This is a genomic window from Streptomyces sp. OfavH-34-F (assembly GCF_022347745.1).
Lineage (GTDB): Bacteria > Actinomycetota > Actinomycetes > Streptomycetales > Streptomycetaceae > Streptomyces.
Window position 1 is genome coordinate 1 of record NZ_JAKRGC010000121.1, and the last position, 18127, is coordinate 18127.

Annotated in this window: 20 protein-coding genes and 1 tRNA gene; 12 read left to right on the plus strand and 9 right to left on the minus strand. The window is 72.3% G+C overall.

From position 1 onward, the window contains the following. A partial coding sequence (locus tag MHW47_RS18675; protein ID WP_239224714.1) for a DUF3662 domain-containing protein occupies window positions 1–527 on the minus strand: 527 nt, incomplete at its 3' end. 381 nt (window positions 528–908) lie between these two features. On the opposite strand from MHW47_RS18675, the gene MHW47_RS18680 reads away from it, so the two are divergent. Beyond that, window positions 909–991: transfer RNA gene (locus MHW47_RS18680), tRNA-Leu, on the plus strand. A 94-nt stretch (window positions 992–1085) separates the two neighbouring features. On the opposite strand, the gene MHW47_RS18685 is transcribed toward MHW47_RS18680, so the two are convergent. Beyond that, window positions 1086–1535 (minus strand): MarR family winged helix-turn-helix transcriptional regulator, encoded by a 450-nt coding sequence (locus MHW47_RS18685; protein WP_239224716.1) that lies wholly within the window; start codon window positions 1533–1535, stop codon window positions 1086–1088. 109 nt (window positions 1536–1644) lie between these two features. On the opposite strand from MHW47_RS18685, the gene MHW47_RS18690 reads away from it, so the two are divergent. The 4 genes from MHW47_RS18690 to MHW47_RS18705 all read left to right on the plus strand — a co-directional run bounded on the left by MHW47_RS18690 (window position 1645) and on the right by MHW47_RS18705 (window position 5761). After that, entirely contained in the window at window positions 1645–2754 is a 1110-nt protein-coding gene (locus tag MHW47_RS18690) for a hypothetical protein (protein ID WP_239224718.1), read from the plus strand. A 184-nt stretch (window positions 2755–2938) separates the two neighbouring features. Beyond that, entirely contained in the window at window positions 2939–4444 is a 1506-nt protein-coding gene (locus MHW47_RS18695; protein ID WP_239224720.1) for a DUF2252 domain-containing protein, read from the plus strand. 35 nt (window positions 4445–4479) lie between these two features. Next, window positions 4480–5370 carry a hypothetical protein gene (locus tag MHW47_RS18700; protein ID WP_239224721.1) on the plus strand — a complete coding sequence of 297 codons (891 nt, stop codon included), beginning with the start codon at window positions 4480–4482 and terminating at the stop codon, window positions 5368–5370. A gap of 46 nt (window positions 5371–5416) precedes the next feature. Then, window positions 5417–5761, plus strand: a complete 345-nt coding sequence (locus tag MHW47_RS18705; protein ID WP_239224722.1) for a rhodanese-like domain-containing protein — start codon at window positions 5417–5419, stop codon at window positions 5759–5761. 47 nt (window positions 5762–5808) lie between these two features. On the opposite strand, the gene MHW47_RS18710 is transcribed toward MHW47_RS18705, so the two are convergent. From MHW47_RS18710 to paaA, 5 genes are read right to left on the minus strand one after another with little or no spacing between them, the layout of a single operon-like run. Further along, entirely contained in the window at window positions 5809–6867 is a 1059-nt protein-coding gene (locus tag MHW47_RS18710; RefSeq protein ID WP_239224724.1) for a 2Fe-2S iron-sulfur cluster-binding protein, read from the minus strand. Continuing rightward, window positions 6868–7368, minus strand: a complete 501-nt coding sequence (gene paaD / locus MHW47_RS18715) for a 1,2-phenylacetyl-CoA epoxidase subunit PaaD (RefSeq protein WP_239224725.1) — start codon at window positions 7366–7368, stop codon at window positions 6868–6870. After that, entirely contained in the window at window positions 7362–8063 is a 702-nt protein-coding gene (paaC, locus tag MHW47_RS18720) for a 1,2-phenylacetyl-CoA epoxidase subunit PaaC (protein ID WP_239224727.1), read from the minus strand. The genes paaD and paaC overlap by 7 nt, the downstream gene beginning before the upstream one ends. After that, complete coding sequence (gene paaB, locus MHW47_RS18725; RefSeq protein WP_239224728.1) at window positions 8060–8350, minus strand: 1,2-phenylacetyl-CoA epoxidase subunit PaaB; 291 nt, start codon at window positions 8348–8350, stop codon at window positions 8060–8062. The genes paaC and paaB overlap by 4 nt, the downstream gene beginning before the upstream one ends. Further along, window positions 8347–9366, minus strand: a complete 1020-nt coding sequence (gene paaA / locus MHW47_RS18730; protein WP_239224730.1) for a 1,2-phenylacetyl-CoA epoxidase subunit PaaA — start codon at window positions 9364–9366, stop codon at window positions 8347–8349. Before paaA ends, paaB begins: the two co-directional genes overlap by 4 nt. A 114-nt stretch (window positions 9367–9480) precedes the next feature. Here paaA and MHW47_RS18735 point away from each other — a divergent pair, with 114 nt between their 5' ends. Genes MHW47_RS18735 through MHW47_RS18745 form a run of 3 tightly spaced genes read left to right on the plus strand, consistent with a single transcriptional unit; the run spans window position 9481 to window position 12148 of the window. Beyond that, on the plus strand, window positions 9481–10170 hold the full coding sequence (locus MHW47_RS18735) for a DUF5819 family protein (RefSeq protein WP_239224731.1): 690 nt from the start codon (window positions 9481–9483) through the stop codon (window positions 10168–10170). After that, window positions 10167–11429 (plus strand): HTTM domain-containing protein, encoded by a 1263-nt coding sequence (locus MHW47_RS18740; protein ID WP_239224732.1) that lies wholly within the window; start codon window positions 10167–10169, stop codon window positions 11427–11429. Before MHW47_RS18735 ends, MHW47_RS18740 begins: the two co-directional genes overlap by 4 nt. Beyond that, a complete protein-coding gene (locus MHW47_RS18745) occupies window positions 11426–12148 on the plus strand; it encodes a TrmH family RNA methyltransferase (RefSeq protein WP_239224734.1) in 723 nt (240 codons plus the stop codon). Before MHW47_RS18740 ends, MHW47_RS18745 begins: the two co-directional genes overlap by 4 nt. Window positions 12149–12265: 117 nt before the next feature. On the opposite strand, the gene paaN is transcribed toward MHW47_RS18745, so the two are convergent. Next, window positions 12266–13966: a phenylacetic acid degradation protein PaaN gene (paaN, locus tag MHW47_RS18750; protein ID WP_239224736.1), complete on the minus strand. Its 1701-nt coding sequence runs from the start codon at window positions 13964–13966 to the stop codon at window positions 12266–12268. A 123-nt stretch (window positions 13967–14089) separates the two neighbouring features. Here paaN and MHW47_RS18755 point away from each other — a divergent pair, with 123 nt between their 5' ends. Further along, a complete protein-coding gene (locus MHW47_RS18755; protein WP_239224738.1) occupies window positions 14090–14695 on the plus strand; it encodes a TetR/AcrR family transcriptional regulator in 606 nt (201 codons plus the stop codon). A gap of 59 nt (window positions 14696–14754) precedes the next feature. Here the strand turns inward: MHW47_RS18755 and MHW47_RS18760 are convergent, their stop codons facing one another. After that, a complete protein-coding gene (locus MHW47_RS18760; RefSeq protein ID WP_239224744.1) occupies window positions 14755–15267 on the minus strand; it encodes an Lrp/AsnC family transcriptional regulator in 513 nt (170 codons plus the stop codon). 216 nt (window positions 15268–15483) lie between these two features. Here MHW47_RS18760 and pdhA point away from each other — a divergent pair, with 216 nt between their 5' ends. From pdhA to MHW47_RS18775, 3 genes are all read left to right on the plus strand, one after another. Next, complete coding sequence (gene pdhA, locus MHW47_RS18765) at window positions 15484–16644, plus strand: pyruvate dehydrogenase (acetyl-transferring) E1 component subunit alpha (RefSeq protein ID WP_239224740.1); 1161 nt, start codon at window positions 15484–15486, stop codon at window positions 16642–16644. Beyond that, window positions 16641–17672 (plus strand): alpha-ketoacid dehydrogenase subunit beta, encoded by a 1032-nt coding sequence (locus tag MHW47_RS18770; protein ID WP_239224742.1) that lies wholly within the window; start codon window positions 16641–16643, stop codon window positions 17670–17672. The genes pdhA and MHW47_RS18770 overlap by 4 nt, the downstream gene beginning before the upstream one ends. Next, window positions 17672–18127 (plus strand): biotin/lipoyl-containing protein (locus MHW47_RS18775; RefSeq protein ID WP_308381615.1); only part of this gene is annotated, 456 nt, incomplete at its 3' end. The genes MHW47_RS18770 and MHW47_RS18775, both read left to right, overlap by 1 nt.

An 18127-nucleotide genomic window follows, 5' to 3' on the forward strand; every position in this document is an offset into this window, starting at 1 on the left:
GGCGGGGCCGCGGGCATGGGCGGGGCGGAGGCCGGTGGATAGCCGTAGCCGCCGGGAGCCTGTGGGGCGGGGCGGCCGTGGTTCGGGTAGCCCTGCTGGGGGGACTGGCCGCCATAGCTCTGCCCCGGCCCCTGCCCCTGTCCCTGGGAGGAACTGGACGCCAGGGTGCGGCTGCGGACGCGGTAGAGGCCGGTGTCGAGGTCCTCCGCCTTCTCCAGGTGCACCTTGATCGGGCCCATGAAGGTGTACCGCTGCTGCTTGGCGTAGTCCCGGACGAGCCCGGACAGTTCGTCGCCCAGCTGGCCGGAGTAGGGGCTCAGGCGCTCGTAGTCGGGCGCGCTCAGCTCCACGATGAAGTCATTGGGGACGACGGTGCGCTCACGGTTCCAGATGGTGGCGTTGTTGTCGCACTCCCGCTGGAGGGCACCCGCGATCTCGACCGGCTGGACCTCGGACTTGAAGACCTTGGCGAAAGTGCCGTTGACCAGACCTTCGAGACGCTGCTCGAAACGCTTCATCACTCCCATGGGGCACCTCCTCCGGTGTCATCGTCCCTGTACTGCTTACTGATCGTATCCACGCGTCGGGAAATCGGCTGGTTCCCCTTGTCTGGCCCGGGGACGAGTGTCCCCCCTCACACGGATCGTAGAGGTGGCCTCCTCACAGTGTCCCGCACCTTGGACGCACTCAGGAGGAGTGGGGGCGGCCGTTCCGGGTTCCCGGTTCCTTTCGGACGTTCCGCGAACCTCGGCTCAGACGCCCCGTCACCGGGACCGGGCGTGCGGCGAGTGCCCCACGAGCGGCCGGCGAAACAACGGATGTGAATCCACCCTGTCCAGCGTGCTAATCTTCCGGATGTCGCCAGGCGCTCGCACCGAAAGGTGAGAGAGTCTGGAAACACCACTCTTGCGCGAGTGGCGGAACGGCAGACGCGCTGGCTTCAGGTGCCAGTGTCCTTATGGACGTGGGGGTTCAAATCCCCCCTCGCGCACAAGAAGGAAGCCCCTCAGGCCTCGGCCTGGGGGGCTTCTTCGTGTGGGGTTCGGCGGGCTCGTACGTGTTTGGTTTCACGTGAAACGCCCGGATTACGACGGTGACGCGTCGCCCGTCGCGTTGTACCGCTGGAGATAGGCGGCGAACCGGGAGAGGTCGTCCGCCGTCCAGTCCGCGAGGCGCTCCTGGTAGGCGGCGCGTCGGCTGGCCTGGCTGGCGGCGAGGGCCTGGGTGCCGGCCTCGGTGGGGTGCAGGACCTGGATGCGGTGGTCGTCCGGATCGGGGTGCCGCTCGACCAGGCCCAGCTTCGCCAGGACGGCGACCTGTCGGCTGACCGTGGACTTGTCGAGCATGTAGTGCGCCGCCAGATCGGTCGCCCGGCATCCCTGCTGGTCGGCGATGTGGGCGAGCAGCGTGTACGAGACGAGGGGCAGCTCCGGATGGAGCCGGGCCGCTGCGGCCCGCGCACGGCGGGCGAAGGCGGTCAGTTCGCGCTGGATGACGTCCAGCGACTCCTCGCGGTCTCCGGGGGTGCCTGGCACGGGTTCGCCTTCCTCGAAAGTTCAGTTGTATAGTACAACGGAATTGAAGTTGTAAAAGCCAACCAGTTGGGTGGGGAGCCAACTGATCGGCCGGTCGTCTGGAGTCCGCATGTCCGCAGGCACGAGCGCCGCCGCCGGTTCACCGGCGGGCGCGCTGCGTCACGTACTGAGCCATCTCGTCACCCCGCTGCTGATGTGCGTCGGCATGGGGCTCGCCTACCTCGGCGCCTTCCACGCCCCGCAGCCGCACGATCTGCGGGTGGACGTGGTCGGCTCGGGGGCGAGCGCCCAGGTGCTGGCGCAGAGCCTCCAGGACGAGGGGGACGGGGCGCTGAGCGTGCGGACCGTCCCCGACCGCGCCACCGCGGCGGAGCACCTGCGCACGCAGGCCAGCTACGGCGCCTACCTGCCCGGCGAGGCACCCGAACTGCTCGTCGCCTCCGCTTCGTCCGACACCAGCGCGACGGCCGTCGAGAAGGTCTTCACGCGGGTCGCCGCCGCGCAGGGCGCCCCGCTGAAGGTGACCGACACGGCGCCCACGGCGGACGGCGACCCCACCGGCCAGGGCATCTTCTTCCTGCTGGTCGCCGTGAGCATCGGCTCGTACGCCTCCGTCGCCGTGATCGGCGGAGCCGGAGCGGTATTGCGGCTGAGGGTGCGGGCGGCGCTCGCGCTGGGCGCCTCGCTGGTGGTGAGCGGCATCGGGGCGCTGTTCGCGGGGCCGCTGTTCGGGCTGGTCGACCAGGGGCTCGCGGGGCTCTGGGCCATGGCCTGGCTCTACTCGGCGGGCATCCTGCTGATCGGCGTAGGCCTGCACACCTTTCTCAAGCGCTGGACGACGCTCGGCGTGATGGTGCTGTTCGTGATGCTCAACTTCACCAGCTCCGGCGGGATCTTCCGCCCCGAACTGCAACCCGGCTTCTTCGGAGCGCTGCACTCCTTCTGGAACGGCGCGGGCTTCGTGGAGGGCGTCCGCAGCCATGTGTACTTCGGCGGCCACGCGCTGGGCGGCCACGTGCTGGTGCTGGCCCTCTGGTTCGCGGCGGGCTTGGCGGTGACGGGGCTCGCCGGGCTGGCGGAGAGGAAGCGCGGGACCGCGGCCACCATGGCCTCCGCCGCCGGCGCCGGGGCAGCGGCCTCGGCCGCCCCCTCGGCCTCCTCCCCGGCCGTCTCGTCGGCCGACGAGGAAGAGGAGATGGAGGAGGCGGTGGCGGTCTGACCCCCGGCCGGGGCCTGGTCGGCGGAACCCCGGTTTCGGGGTGCTGACCAGCGAAGAGAAGAGTTCTGCCGGAGTTTTCCACAGGGGGAGACGGCGGTCGGTGTACGGCGGTACCGTCGGCGGCAGTTGTTGTGGGGCATGACCCGGCGGCCGCGCCGGGCAGGGGTGGGGGAGGCCGCGCGCCATGGACCGAATCGGAACGACGCTGCCGCAGGGACGGCCGGCCGGTCCCGGCGGTGTGGAAGCGGTGACGGTGGCGGAGACCGCCCGCCCGGCCGGTCCGGACGAGCCGCGCATACCGGCCGTGCCGGGCTTCGCGCACCGGAACGACACGGCGTACGCGGAGGGCGCGGGGGGCCTGAAGGAGCGGGGCAAGGCGTTGCGGGCACGGGTGCCCCGGTCCTCGCACGCCTCGCTGACCCTGCCCGCCGACCGGCCCGACGCGGTGCGCGCGGTCGAGGAGTCCAACCGGGGCCGGGTGCCGGCGCTGACGCCGATACGCGTGGGCCGGATGGCCGCCACCCCGTTCGCCTTCCTGCGCGGTTCGGCCGGCCTGATGGCCCATGACCTCACGGGCACCCCGGTCACTGGCGTGGCCGCCCAGCTCTGCGGCGACGCGCACGCGGCCAACTTCGGCCTGTACGGCGACGCCCGGGGCAGCCTCGTCATCGACCTCAACGACTTCGACGAAACCGTGTCCGGGCCCTGGGAGTGGGACCTCAAGCGCCTGGCGACGTCCCTGGTGCTCGCCGGGCGGGAGGCCGGCGCCGACGAGGACGTCTGCCGCAAGGCCGCGTACGACACCGTGGGCGCCTATCGGCGGACGATGCGGCTGCTGGCCCGGATGCCCGCGCTGGACGCCTGGAACGCCATCGCGGACGAGGAGCTCGTCTCCCACGCCGACGCGCGGGACCTGCTCGGCACCCTGGAGCGGGTGTCCGAGAAGGCCCGCAACAACACCAGCGCCCGCTTCGCCGCCAAGTCCACGGAGAAGGGCGAGGACGGCGGCCGGCGTTTCGTCGACGCGCCCCCGGTGCTGCGCCGGGTCGCGGACGGCGAGGCGGCCGCCGTGGCGGAAGGGCTCGGCGACTACCTGGGGACCGTCTCCCAGGACCGGCTGCCGCTGCTGGCCCGCTACGCGATACACGACGTGGCGTTCCGGGTGGTCGGCACGGGCAGCGTGGGCACCCGCTCCTACGTGGTGCTGCTGCTGGACCACCGGGGGGAGCCGCTGGTGCTCCAGGTGAAGGAGGCCAGGCCCTCCGTCCTGGCCCCGCACCTGGCCGCCGTGGGATTCCCGGTGCCGGAGATCGTGCACGAGGGGCGGCGCGTGGTGCTCGGGCAGAAGCGGATGCAGGTCGTCAGCGACCATCTGCTGGGCTGGACCACGGTGGACGGCCGGCCCTTCCAGGTCCGGCAGTTCAGGAACCGGAAGGGCAGTGTCGACCCCGCCGCCCTGGCGGCCGACCAGGTGGACGACTACGGACGCATGACCGGGGCGCTGCTGGCGCGGGCCCACGCGCACAGCGCGGACCCGAGGCTGCTGGCGGGCTACTGCGGCAAGAACGACGAACTGGACGAGGCGGTGGCGGCCTTCGCGGTGACCTACGCCGACCGCACGGAGGCGGACCACGCGGAGCTGGTGCGGGCGATAGCGGCGGGGCGGATGGCCGCCGAGAGCGGGGTGTAGTCCACGGGGACGGCGCGGGGCCATACGCTGGACGGGTGAGCCACGAAGCCGCCGGGGCGCCTACCTCCCGGAACGACGAAGACCTGCAGGACGAGGCACGGCCGGACGCCGTCCGCGACGAGGCGTCGGAGGCGACGGAGCCCGCCGGGGCGGCGCGGCCCGAGGCGCGCCTCGCGCACGCCGTGCGGGTGGCGGAGCAGGCGCTGATCGAGTTCGAGATCGCGGTGGAGACGTTCCGGGTCGAGGTGGAGAACTTCTCCCGGCTGCACCACCAGCGGCTCGGCCCGATGTACGCGCGGCTCGACGAGCTGGACGCGCAGATCGCCGAGGCGCGGGCGGCCAGGACCGGCGACCCGGAGGACCTGCGCAAGGCCCAGGAGGCGCGGGCGGTCGTGATGCCCATGCCGGGCGTGGACGAGCTGTTCCACGACTGGATGGACTCCGACGGGCTGTCCCCGGAGGCGTCGGCGATGCTGACCGATCAGCCGGTCCGGCCGCCCAAGCGGGTCCGGCCCACCGAGGAAGCCCGCAAGCTGTACCGCGATCTGGTCCGCCGGGCCCACCCGGACCTCGCCCAGGACGACGCGGAGCGGGCCAGGCGGGACGAGTTCATCGCCCGCGTCAACACCGCCTACGGGCGCGGGGACGAGGCCCTGCTCAAGGAGCTGGCCGACGAATGGGCGGCCGGTCCTGCCGCCCCCCTGCCCGAGCTGAGCGAGACCGACGAGCTGTACGCCCGGCTGGACTGGCTGACCCGCCGCAAGGAACTGCTGTCCGAGGTCGCCCAGGAGCTGGAGGACAGCGCGATCGGCGCCATGTTGCGGATGGCCCCCGACGACCCGGACCAGCTCCTGGAGGAGATCGCCGAGCAGCTGCTGGGCGAGGTCTCGAAGCGCGAGGCGGAACTCGCGGCTCTGGTGCAGTAGCGTTTTCGGTGACTCCGGAGCGCCCTGACGAGAGAAGGCATGACCCATGAACTTCGGCCCGCTTCCCACCGTCGACGTCGCCTCGGTCCCGGCGGACGGCCTCGTGCTCGATGTCCGCGAGGACGAGGAGTGGGCGGCCGGACACGTCGAGGGCGCCCTGCACATCCCGATGAGCGACTTCGTGGGCCGCTTCGGTGAGGTGACCGAGGCCGTGGAGGACGGCCGGCGCGTGCACGTGATGTGCCGGGTCGGCGGCCGGTCCGCCCAGGTCACCCAGTACCTGGTGCAGCAGGGCATCGACGCCGTGAACGTCGACGGCGGCATGCTCGCCTGGGACGGCGCGGGTCGCCCGATGGTCACCGACAACGGCACCCCGGCCTTTGTCGCCTGACCTGACCTGACCGGGCGCGGGCCCTCCGCGTCGGCGGGCCCGTCCGCTCAGCGGTCGAAGTCGAGGGCGACCTCCTCGGTCACCGGGCGGGACTGGCAGGCCAGCACATAGCCCGCCTCCGTCTCCTCGGGCTCCAGGGCGTAGTTGCGGTCCATCCGTACCTCGCCCGAGACCAGGAACGCCCTGCAGGTCCCGCAGACGCCGCCCTTGCATGCGTACGGCGCGTCCGAACGGCTGCGCAGCACCGTCTCCAGCAGCGACTCGCCCTCGGCCACCGGCCAGGTCCCGGACCGGCCGTCGAGGGTCGCGGTGAGCGTGCTTCCGGCGGGGGCCTCGATCCGGGGGCCGGCGGGAGCGGCAGGTCCGTCCTCGACGTGGAAGATCTCCTGGTGGACGCGGGAGCGGTCCACGCCCAGCTCCCGCAGCGCGCCCTCGGCGGCCCGGACCAGGCCCAGCGGCCCGCACAGGAACCAGCCGTCGATCCCGGCCACCGGGAGCAGCGCGGGCAGCAGCCCGCGCAGCCGTTCGCCGTCCAGCCGGCCCGAGGGCAGACCGGCCTGCTGCTCCTCCCGCGACAGCGCGGTGACCAGCTGGAACCGGTCCGGGTAGCGGTCCTTCAGATCGGCGACCTCGTCCAGGAACATCGTCGACGCCGCGGTCCGGTCGCTGCGGATCAGGCAGAACGTGGCGTCCGGTTCGCGGGTGAGCAGCGTGGCCGCCATCGACAGCACCGGGGTGATGCCGCTGCCCCCGACGATCGCCGCGAACCGGCCGGGGCGGGGCTTCAGCACGAAGCGGCCCATCGGGGGCATCGCCTCGATCGTGTCCCCGACCAGCAGTTCCTTGAGGGCGTACGTGGAGAACGCGCCGCCGTCCACGAGGCGGATGCCCACCCGGAGCGCCGGGGCGGCCGACTGCTCGGGGGCCGGGGCGCAGATCGAGTACGAGCGGCGGACCTCCTCGCCGTCCACGGTGTAGCGGACGTTGAGGTGCTGGCCGGGCTGGTGCCGGAAGGTGTCGTGCAGGTCGGGCGGGACAGCGAGGGTGACGGCGACCGAATCGTCCGTGAGCCGTTCGATCCCGCTGACCCGGAGCGGATGGAACATTCACAACTCCTTGAAGTGGTCGAACGGCTCCCGGCAGGCCACGCAGCGCCGGAGTGCCTTGCAGGCGGTGGACGAGAACCTGCTCAGCAGCTCCGTCTCGGTCGAGCCGCAGTGCGGGCAGCGGACGGCCAGGGTGAGCGGCACGGGCCCGCCGGACGCGGTGTCGCGGGGCCGGGGCGGCGCTATGCCGAACTCGGCGAGCTTGCGGCGGCCCTCGGCCGTGATGTCGTCCGTGGTCCAGGCCGGGGAGAGGACCGTCTCCACGGACACCTCGGCCACCCCGTGGGCGTGCAGCACGTGTTCGATGTCGGCGGCCATCGCCTCTATCGCGGGGCAGCCGGAGTAGGTCGGCGTGAGCCGGACGGTGACCCGGCCCGGTTCGCCGACCTCGACGCCACGGACCACGCCCAGGTCCTCCAGCGTGAGCACGGGCAGCTCGGGGTCGGGCACCGAGCCCGCGAGGGACAGCAGCTCCTCCTCCACGGAGGTCCGGGTCACCATGTCGCCCCCGGGTGGCTGCGGTGCAGATGCTGCATCTCGGCGAGCATCCGGCCGAAGGGTTCGGTGTGGATGCCCTGCCGGCCCGCCCCGGCCGTCCAGGCGCCGGACTGGGGGCCCGCCGGGACGGTCAGGGTGGCCCGGGCGAGGATGTCGCCGACGGTCTCCAGCCAGCGGTCGTGCAGGGCCTGCCAGTCCACGTCGACGCCTTCGACCGGCTGGAACAGCTCGCCGGTGTAGCGCCATAGGGCGTCCGTCGCCCGCTGCATCCGCTCGTGGCTCTCGTCGGTGCCGTCGCCGAGGCGGAGCGTCCACTGCTCGGCGTGGTCCCGGTGGTAGGCGACCTCCTTGACGGCCTTGGCCGCGATCCCCGCGAACGGGCCGCCACCGGCTGCCAGCGCCTCGTACAGCCCCTGCTGGTGGACGGAGAAGTAGAGCTGTCGGGCGATGGTGTGGGCGAAGTCGCCGTTCGGCTGCTCGACCAGCTGGACGTTGCGGAAGGCGCGCTCCTCGCGGAGGTAGGCCAGTTCGTCCTCGTCGCCCACGAGGGAGAGCAGCAGCCGGGCCTGGCCCAGCAGGTCGAGGGCGATGTTGGCGAGGGCCACCTCCTCCTCCAGGACCGGGGCGTGGCCCGCCCACTCCCCCAGCCGGTGCGAGAGCACCAGCGCGTCGTCGCCGAGGGCGAGGGCCGCGGTCACAGGTGCTTCACTCCGTCCGGGATCTCGTAGAACGTGGGGTGCCGGTACGGCTTGTCCCCGGCGGGCTCGAAGAAGGAGTCCTTCTCGTCCGGGGAGGAGGCCGTGATGTGGGTGGACGGCACGACCCAGATCGAGACCCCCTCGGACCGGCGGGTGTAGAGGTCCCGCGCGTTGCGCAGGGCCATGTCGGCATCCGGTGCGTGCAGGCTGCCGGCGTGGGTGTGGGAGAGCCCGCGCCGCGAGCGGACGAACACCTCCCACAGCGGCCAGTCCGTCGAACTGCTCATGCTGTCGCCTTTCCATTCGGTACGGCCGGACCCGCGCCGGACGTGTGCTTGCGGGCGTACGCTGCGGCGGCCTCGCGGACCCAGGCGCCCTCCTCGTGCGCGCGGCGGCGCTGCCCGAGGCGCTGCTCGTTGCACGGCCCGTTGCCCTTGAGGACCTCCTGGAACTCCGTCCAGTCGATCGCGCCGAAGTCGTGGTGGCCGCGCTCCTCGTTCCACCGGATGTCCGGGTCGGGGAGGGACAGGCCGAGCGCGGCGGCCTGGGGGACGCAGATGTCCACGAAGCGCTGGCGCAGTTCGTCGTTGGAGTGGCGCTTGATCTTCCAGGCCATCGACTGCGCCGAGTGGGCCGAGGCGTCGTCCGGCGGGCCGAACATCATCAGGGAGGGCCACCACCAGCGGTCCACGGCGTCCTGAGCCATCTCGTGCTGCGCGGGGGTGCCGTTGCTCAGCGCGAGGAGCAGTTCGTAGCCCTGGCGCTGGTGGAACGACTCCTCCTTGCAGATGCGGACCATCGCGCGGGCGTAGGGGCCGTAGGAGCAGCGGCAGAGGGGGACCTGGTTGGTGATCGCGGCACCGTCCACCAGCCAGCCGATCGCGCCCACGTCCGCCCAGGTCAGCGTCGGGTAGTTGAAGATCGACGAATACCGCTGGCGGCCCGCGTGGAGCTTGTCGAGCAGTTCGTCGCGGCCGGTGCCCAGGGTCTCGGCGGCGCTGTACAGATACAGTCCGTGGCCCGCCTCGTCCTGCACCTTGGCCATCAGGATGGCCTTGCGGCGCAGCGAGGGGGCGCGGGTGATCCAGTTGGCCTCCGGCTGCATGCCGATGATCTCGGAGTGGGCGTGCTGGGCCATCTGCCTGACCAGCGAGGCGCGATAGGCGTCCGGCATCCAGTCGCGCGGCTCGATGCGCTCGTCGGCCGCCACCGCGGCGTCGAAGGCTTCCTGCAGGGCGGCGTCCGCCCCCTGTGCACCGTCCGCAGCCGCTCGCGTTGCCCGGCTCGCAGTCCCTGCCGTCATCCCCGACTCCCTACCGACCGATCGTTCGGTTCACCGTCTTCAATGGTGAGTCCGGGGCCCGTAGGGTGTCAACCCTGTGGATAACCGAGTGACGAGCGGCGCGATCGGGGCGGGATGGATTCGGACGACGACAGCGGCGCCGGCGGGGGTGGCGGAATGGCCGGGCTCTCGTTTCCGTACCAGATCGTCGCCGCGCTGGCCCTCGCGGTCTTCGCGGTGCTGGCCTGCGCGCAACTGGCCATGGTGTTCCTGCACGTCGCGCCCTCCAACACACTGACCAAGAAGCACGGCGAGGCCGTCGACGAGTGGGTCTACCCCGAGTTCGAGCAGAACTGGAAGCTTTTCGCCCCCAACCCGCTCCAGCAGAACGTCTCCGTGCAGGTCCGCACCGAGACCGCCGGTCCCAGCGGCCCGCGCACCTCGGCCTGGCGCGACCTCTCGGCCGAGGACGGCCGGGCGATACGCGGCAATCTGCTGCCCAGCCATGTGCAGCAGAACGAACTCCGCCGGGCCTGGGACTTCTACGTCGGATCGCACGACGACAAGAACCGCCCCAACGGCCTGCGCGGCACCCTCTCGGAGAAGTACGTCCGCCGGCTCGTGATGCTCCGGCTCGGCGCGCACGACGACGGCGGGACCGTCCTCCGTATCCAGGTCAGGTCCGAGGTGCGGGCCGTGCCCGCGCCCGACTGGAGCGACGAGAAGATCGGCACCGGCCCCTCCTACCGCGTGCTGCCCTGGTGGAGGATCACGCCCGACGACCTGCCCGAGGGCGCCGCCGGCTCACAGGAGGCGGCACGGTGAACACGCCCCGCCCGGACCGCGGGCTCGCCCGCGCCGTCCAGCGCGTCACGGCCACGGCCCTCGGCCCGTACCAGACGGCGGTCGTCCGCATCGGCTTCGGCGCCACCTTCCTGGCGTTCCTGCTCCGCGAGCTGCCCCACCGGCACGAGATGTACGGCCCCGACGCGCCCTGGCGCTGGGACCTGGCGCGGCAGCTGATATCCGGCAACCGGGCGTTCACCGCTCTCATGTGGTCGGACTCCACCCTCTGGTTCGAGGCCGTCTACGCACTGGCGATGCTCTCGGCCCTCCTGCTCGTGCTGGGCTGGCACACGCGCGCCACCTCCGTCGTCTTCATGGCCGGAGTCCTCTCGCTGCAGAACCGCAGCATCTTCATGGGCGACGGCGGCGACAACGTCATCCACCTGATGGCCATCTACCTCGTCCTGACCCGCTGCGGGCAGGTCTGGTCGCTGGACGCCCGGCGGGCCCGGCGCGGCGCCCGGGACACGGCGGACGCCGGCCCGGAGACGGAGGCCTCCGGGCGGTGGGCCCCCGGGGAGCGCACCGGGATCGTGCTGTGGGCGGTGCTCGGCTGCGTACTCGTCGGGGCCTTCGGAGCCGGTGGCCTGGGCGGCACCCTGTGGCTGCCGGTCCTCCTGTGGTGCCTGTGGGTGGGCCAGGCCGCGTGGTGGGCCGTCGGCAGGTACGCGCCGTCCGGCGAGCCGCGCACCCTGCTCGACGTCATCGCCAACCTCGCCCACAATGCCACGCTCGTCGTGATCATGGCCGAGGTCTGCCTGATCTACGCGACGGCCGGCTGGTACAAGATCCAGGGCTCGCGCTGGCAGGACGGCACCGCGCTGTACTACCCGCTCAAGCTGGACTACTTCACCCCGTGGCCCGCCCTGTCGGACCTGCTCGCCTCCAGCGGCGTCATGGTGATGGTGCTGTCGTACGCCACGGTCATCGTTCAGGTGGCCTTCCCGTTCACCCTCTTCAACCGGCGGGTCAAGAACGTCCTGCTCGTCGCGATGATCTGCGAGCATGCCGGGATCGCGGTTCTGCTGGGGCTGCCGTTCTTCTCGATGGCGATGATCGCCGCCGACGCCGTCTTCCTGCCGACCGCGTTCCTGGTGTGGCTGGGCGGGCGGGTGGCCCTCGGGCGGCAGCGGCTGTTCCGGCGGCGGACCGCCGAGGTGCCCGCACCCCGCGCTGCCGGGGACGGCGCGGAGGCGGCGGAGTCCGGCGGCGACGGGAGCCATACCCTCGTCGGGTGAGCAGCGAGACCGGCAGCACCGGTAGCAGGAGCAGCGGGAGCCCCGCGGACGGCGAGCCCGTGGACGGGAGCCCCGTCGGCGAGGAGCCCGCGCAGTACGACGAGGGCTTCGGCACCCAGATCGGCGTCGGGCCGCATCCGCTGCCCTGGCCCGAGGGCGAACGGTACGACCCCGAGCTGCTGGCCGGGGGCGACCGGCGCAATGTGGGCGACCGCTACCGCTACTGGACCCGCGAGGCGATCGTCGCCGACCTCGATACGCGCCGCCACGACTTCCACGTGGCCGTGGAGAACTGGAGCCACGACTTCAACATCGGCTCCGTCGTGCGCACCGCCAACGCCTTCCTGGCCAAGGAGGTCCACATCGTCGGGCGGCGGCGCTGGAACCGGCGCGGGGCGATGGTCACCGACCGCTACCAGCATGTCCGGCACCACCCGGACACGGCGAGCCTGACCGCCTGGGCGGCGGCCGAGGACCTGCCGGTCATCGGCATCGACAACCTGCCCGGAGCGGTGCCCCTGGAGCGGACCGAGTTGCCCCGGCGGTGTGTGCTCCTGTTCGGGCAGGAGGGGCCGGGACTGACCGAGGAGGCGCGGCAGCACGCCGAGATGGTGTGCTCGATCGCCCAGTTCGGGTCCACCCGGTCGATCAACGCGGGAGCGGCCGCGGCGATCGCCATGCATGCCTGGATCGCCCGGTACGCGGTGATTTCTGGCTGAGGCGGGCCCTTCCCGGGGCGCCACCCCAGCCCTCGGAGCCCTCAGCTTCCGCAGCCCCCGGCCCCGGCCCCCGGAGCCCCGACGTTCGGGCGCCGGGCGGGCCGGGGGCAGGGTCCGTCAGCGCTGGCGGCGCACCTCGATGGTGCGGAAGCGGTTGGAGACGAAGGCGCCGTCGCAGAGAGCCGCGTTCGCCGCCGGGTTGCCGCCCGAGCCGTGGTAGTCGGAGAACGCCGCCGTCTGGTTCACGTAGACGCCCCCGGTCAGGTTCAGGGAGAGCTGGGCGGACTCGTCCAGGCAGACCTCCTCCACGGCCCGTTCCACCTCCGGGGACGTCGTGTACGCGCCGACCGTCATCGCGCCCTTCTCGCGGATCGTGCGGCGCAGCAGCTCCAGGGCGTCCTCGGTGGAGTCCACCGCGACCGCGAAGGAGACCGGGCCGAAGCACTCCGAGAGGTAGGGCGGCTCGCCCTCCGTCTTGGCGGCGTCCAGCTTCACGATCACGGGGGTGCGGACGGTGGCGTCCGGGAAGTCGGGGTTGGTCACCTCGCGGGAGGGCAGCGCGACCTCGCCCAGCTCCGCCGCGGCCTCCAGGCGGGCCCGCACGTCCGGGTTGACCAGGGCGCCGAGCAGGCCGTTCGCACGGGCGTCGTCGCCGAGGAGACCGGTGACGGCGGCGGCGATGTCACCGACCACGTCGTCGTAGGTCTTGTCGCCGGCGTCCGTGGCGATGCCGGTCCGGGGGATGAGCACGTTCTGCGGGGTGGTGCACATCTGGCCGCTGTACAGGGAGAACGAGAACGCCAGGTTGGCGAGCATGCCCCGGTAGTCGTCGGTGGAGTCCACGACGACCGTGTTGACGCCGGCCTTCTCCGTGTAGACCTGGGCCTGGCGGGCGTTGGCCTCCAGCCAGTTCCCGAACTCCGTGGAGCCCGTGTAGTCGATGATCTTCACCTCGGGGCGGACCGCCAGCGCCTTGGCGATGCCCTCGCCCGGCCGTTCGGCGGCCAGAGCGACGAGGTTGGGGTCGAAGCCCGCCTCGGCGAGCACCTCGCGGGCCAGCCGGACGGTCAGGGCCAGCGGGAGGATCGCGCGCGGATGCGGCTTGACCAGGACCGGGTTGCCCGTGGCCAGCGAGGCGAAGAGGCCGGGGTAGCCGTTCCACGTGGGGAAGGTGTTGCAGCCGATCAGCAGCGAGACGCCCCGGCCAGCCGGGGTGAACGTCTTGTGCAGCGCGAGCGGGTCGCGCTTGCCCTGCGGCTTGGACCAGTCGGCGCTCCGGGGCGCGCGGCGCTGCTCCTCGTAGGCGTAGGCGACGGCCTCCAGACCGCGGTCCTGCGCGTGCGGTCCGCCCGCCTGGAACGCCATCATGAACGCCTGGCCGCTCGTGTGCATCACGGCGTGCGCGAACTCGTGGGTGCGGGCGCTGATCCGCGCCAGGATCTCCAGGCAGACCAGGGCTCGCGTCTCGGCGCCGGCGTCCCGCCAGCCGGGCATGCCCGCGCGCATCGCCGGAATCAGCACGTCCGGGTCGGCGTGGGGGTACTCGACGCCCAGCTCGGGGCCGTACGGAGAGACCTCGCCGCCCGTCCAGCCGTCCGTGCCCGGCTGGTCCCAGTCGAGCCTGGTGCGCAGCACGGCGTCGAAGGCGGCCTTGCCCTCGGCGGCCCCGAGGCTCCCGGGAGCGCCGCCCTCTCCGTACGCCTTCGGGTGCTCCGGGTGCGGGGACCAGTACTCCCGGGTGCGGATCGCTTCCAGGGCCCGGTCCAGCGTGGGGCGGTGCCTCTCGGACAGCAGGTGCGGGGAGAGCTCGGCGGCCATGGCGGACCAACTCCTCATCGAGCTGGGCGGGAACGGGCGGACAGAGTTAGAGTAACCGAACGATCGGTCGGGACAAGGGGGCCCACGAAACCTGTGGACAACTCGTAGGGGAGGATCGCGGGCATGACCACGGCCAAGCGGGACACGTACACACCGGAGACTCTGCTGACCGTCGCCGTCCGTGTCTTCAACGAGCGCGGCTACGACGGCACGTCCATGGAGCACCTGTCGAAGGCGGCGGGCATCTCCAAGTCGTCCATCTACCACCACGTCGTGGGCAAGGAGGAACTGCTGCGGCGGGCGGTCAGCCGGGCGCTCGACGGGCTGTTCGAGATCCTCGACGAGGCGGGGGCGACGCGGGGTCGTGCGATCGAGCGGGTCGAGTACGTCACGCGCCGTACCGTCGAGGTGCTGATAGCCGAACTCCCCTACGTGACCCTGCTGCTGCGGGTGCGCGGCAACACGAAGACCGAGCGCTGGGCGCTGGAGCGGCGCCGCGAGTTCGACCAGAAGGTCGCCGAGCTGCTCAAGGCGGCCGTCGACGACGGCGACCTCCGCTCCGACGTGGACATACGTCTCGCGACGCGGCTGCTGTTCGGCATGGTGAACTCGCTGGTGGAGTGGTACCGGCCGCTGCCGGGCAGTGGGGCCGAGGGGGACCGGCTCGCCGACACCGTGGTGCAACTGGCCTTCGACGGGATGAAGTCCCGTCCGGCCGCCGCCGACTAGCTCAGCGGTACGCACCACCATCCCGGCCGTGACCGCCTTCCTCCCCGGTCCGGCCCCGCTCAGTCCCGGTCGAGTTCCGTGGGGCGGTCCGGGCCCGGCGCCAGGTCCGTCTCCTCGAACACCAGCAGCGTGCGGGTGGACAGCACCTCGGGAATGGCCTGAATACGGGTCAGCACCAGCTCGCGCAGCGTCCGGTTGTCCGGTGTGTGCACCAGCAGCAGCACATCGAAATCGCCGCTGACCAGGGCGATGTGCGTGGCGCCCGGCAGCGCCTGGAGCTGCTCGCGAACGGTCCGCCAGGAGTTCTGGACGATCTTGAGCGTGATGTACGCGGAGGCGCCCTGCCCCGCCCGCTCGTGGTCCACCCGCGCGCTGAACCCCCGGATCACGCCGTCCTCGACGAGGCGGTTGATCCGGGCGTAGGCGTTGGCCCGCGAGACGTGGACGCGGTCGGCCACCGACCGTATCGAGGCACGGCCGTCCGTCTGCAGCAGCCGCAGGATGGCGCGGTCGACCGAATCGAGCGGGCGCGGCGGAGGAATCCGGCCCTCTCCCTCGCCCGCATCGGCCATTTGTTCAGCTGCCATGTTCCCGCGCCTCCCCGTCCTGGACGACCTGTTCCCATCCCAGGCTGTGGAGAACCGTTTGTCCACAGGCTGGTGGTGCCTGTAGCCAAAATGCGCTCGCGACCGAACAATCGGTAGGTGAGGCACGCCACACCTGTGCCCCATGTCGTTTTCGATATATCACCCTATGTCGACACCCCTCGATGCTCGGAGGTGCCCGTCATGACGGTCCAAGAGCTGCCCGGTGCGGCCGCCTACCGGCCCGCGCCGCCCCCGGCCTGGAAGCCGCTGACCGATCCCGCGCCGCTGCTCCCGGACCCCGAGCCCTACCGGGTGCTGGGGACGGACGCCGTGGCCGACGCCGACCCCGAGCTGTTGCTGCGGCTCTACGCGGAGCTGGTGCGCGGGCGGCGGTACAACGCGCAGGCGACCGCGCTGACCAAGCAGGGTCGGCTGGCGGTCTACCCGTCGAGCACCGGCCAGGAGGCCTGCGAGATCGCGGCCGCCCTGGTCCTGGAGGAACGGGACTGGCTCTTCCCCAGCTACCGGGACACGCTCGCGGCCGTGGCGCGCGGCCTGGACCCGGTCGAGGCGCTGACCCTGCTGCGCGGCGACCGGCACACCGGCTACGACCCGAGGGCGCACCGCATCGCGCCGCTCTGCACCCCGCTCGCCACCCAGTTGCCGCACGCGGTGGGCCTGGCCCATGCCGCCCGGCTCAAGGGCGACGACGTCGTCGCGCTCGCCATGGTCGGCGACGGCGGCACCAGCGAGGGCGATTTCCACGAGGCGCTGAACTTCGCCGCCGTCTGGCGGGCCCCGGTGGTCTTCCTCGTGCAGAACAACGGCTTCGCCATCTCCGTGCCCCTGGCCAAGCAGACGGCCGCCCCGTCGCTGGCGCACAAGGCCGTGGGATACGGCATGCCCGGCCGGCTGGTGGACGGGAACGACGCGGCCGCGGTGCACCAGGTGCTCTCCGAGGCGGTCGAGCGGGCCAGGAGCGGAGGCGGCCCGACCCTCGTCGAGGCGGTCACGTACCGGATGGACGCCCATACGAACGCCGACGACGCGACCCGGTACCGCGGTGCCGGCGAGGTAGACCTGTGGCGCGACCACGATCCGGTCCTCCTGCTGGAGCGCGAGCTGACCGGGCGCGGGCTGCTGGACGACGCCGGGCGGGAGGAGGCGCGTGCCTCCGCCGAACGGATGGCGGCGCAGCTGCGGGACCGGATGAACGCCGACCCGGTGCTCGACCCGATGTCCCTCTTCACCCATGTGTACGAGGAGCAGACGGCCCAGTTGCGCGAGCAGGCGGCCCGCCTGCGGGAGGAACTGGACGCGGAGAACGACCAGCACGGCACGGACGGGGGAGCGGCGCGATGACCACGGCAGCGGCGACGGCCGGGGAGCGGACGGCGAAGGCCAAGCCCGCCACCATGGCGCAGGCGCTGGGGCGCGCCCTGCGCGACGCGATGGCCGAGGACCCCACGGTCCACGTCCTCGGGGAGGACGTGGGGACGCTCGGCGGTGTCTTCCGGATCACCGACGGCCTGGCGAAGGAGTTCGGCGACGAGCGCTGCACCGACACGCCGCTGGCCGAGGCGGGCATCCTCGGGGCGGCGGTCGGCATGGCGATGTACGGGCTGCGGCCCGTCGTGGAGATGCAGTTCGACGCCTTCGCCTATCCGGCGTTCGAACAGCTCGCCAGCCATGTCGCCAAGATGCGGAACCGGACCGGCGGCGCGATGCCGCTGCCGATCACCGTCCGCATCCCGTACGGCGGCGGCATCGGGGGCGTCGAGCACCACAGCGACTCCTCCGAGGCGTACTACATGGCCACCCCCGGCCTCCACGTCGTCACCCCGGCCACGGTCGAGGACGCGTACGGGCTGCTGCGGGCCTCGATCGCCTCGGACGACCCCGTCGTCTTCCTGGAGCCCAAGCGGCTGTACTGGTCGAAGGCCGACTGGTCGCCGCAGCGCCCCGCCGCCGTGGAGCCCATCGGCCGGGCCGTCGTCCGCCGCCCCGGCCGCAGCGCCACCCTCATCACGTACGGGCCGTCCCTGCCCGTCTGCATGGAGGCCGCCGAGGCCGCGGTCGAGGAGGGCTGGGACCTCGAAGTCGTCGACCTCCGCTCGCTGGTTCCGTTCGACGACGAGACCGTCACCGCCTCGGTCCGCCGCACCGGACGCGCGGTCGTCGTCCACGAGTCCACCGGCTTCGGCGGCCCGGGCGGGGAGATCGCCGCCCGGATCACCGAGCGGTGCTTCCACTACCTGGAGGCGCCCGTGCTGCGCGTCGCCGGGTTCGACATCCCCTACCCGCCGCCCATGCAGGAGCGTCACCACCTCCCCGGCGTGGACCGGGTCCTCGACGCCGTGGCGCGGCTCCAGTGGGAGGCGGACAACTGATGCCGCAGGTTCTTGAGTTCAAGCTGCCGGACCTCGGCGAGGGCCTGACCGAGGCCGAGATCGTGCGCTGGCTGGTGGAGGTCGGGGACGTCGTCGCCATCGACCAGCCGGTCGTCGAGGTCGAGACGGCCAAGGCGATGGTGGAGGTGCCCTGCCCGTACGGGGGTGTGGTCACCGCCCGCTTCGGTGACGAGGGCACGGAGCTTCCCGTGGGGGCGCCCCTGCTGACCGTCGCCGTCGGAACGCCCGGGCCCGCCCGGGACGCCCCGGACGACGGCCCCGGTACGGAGGATTCCGGCTCCGGGAACGTGCTGGTCGGATACGGGACGGGGGCGCCGCCGGTACGACGGCGGCGGGTGCGCCCGGACGGGCTGAAGGCGACCGTCGCGGTCTCCGCCGCGCCCGTGGTGGCCGCCGTCGAGGCCGCTCCCCCGGCCGCCGAGGCCGCGTCCCCC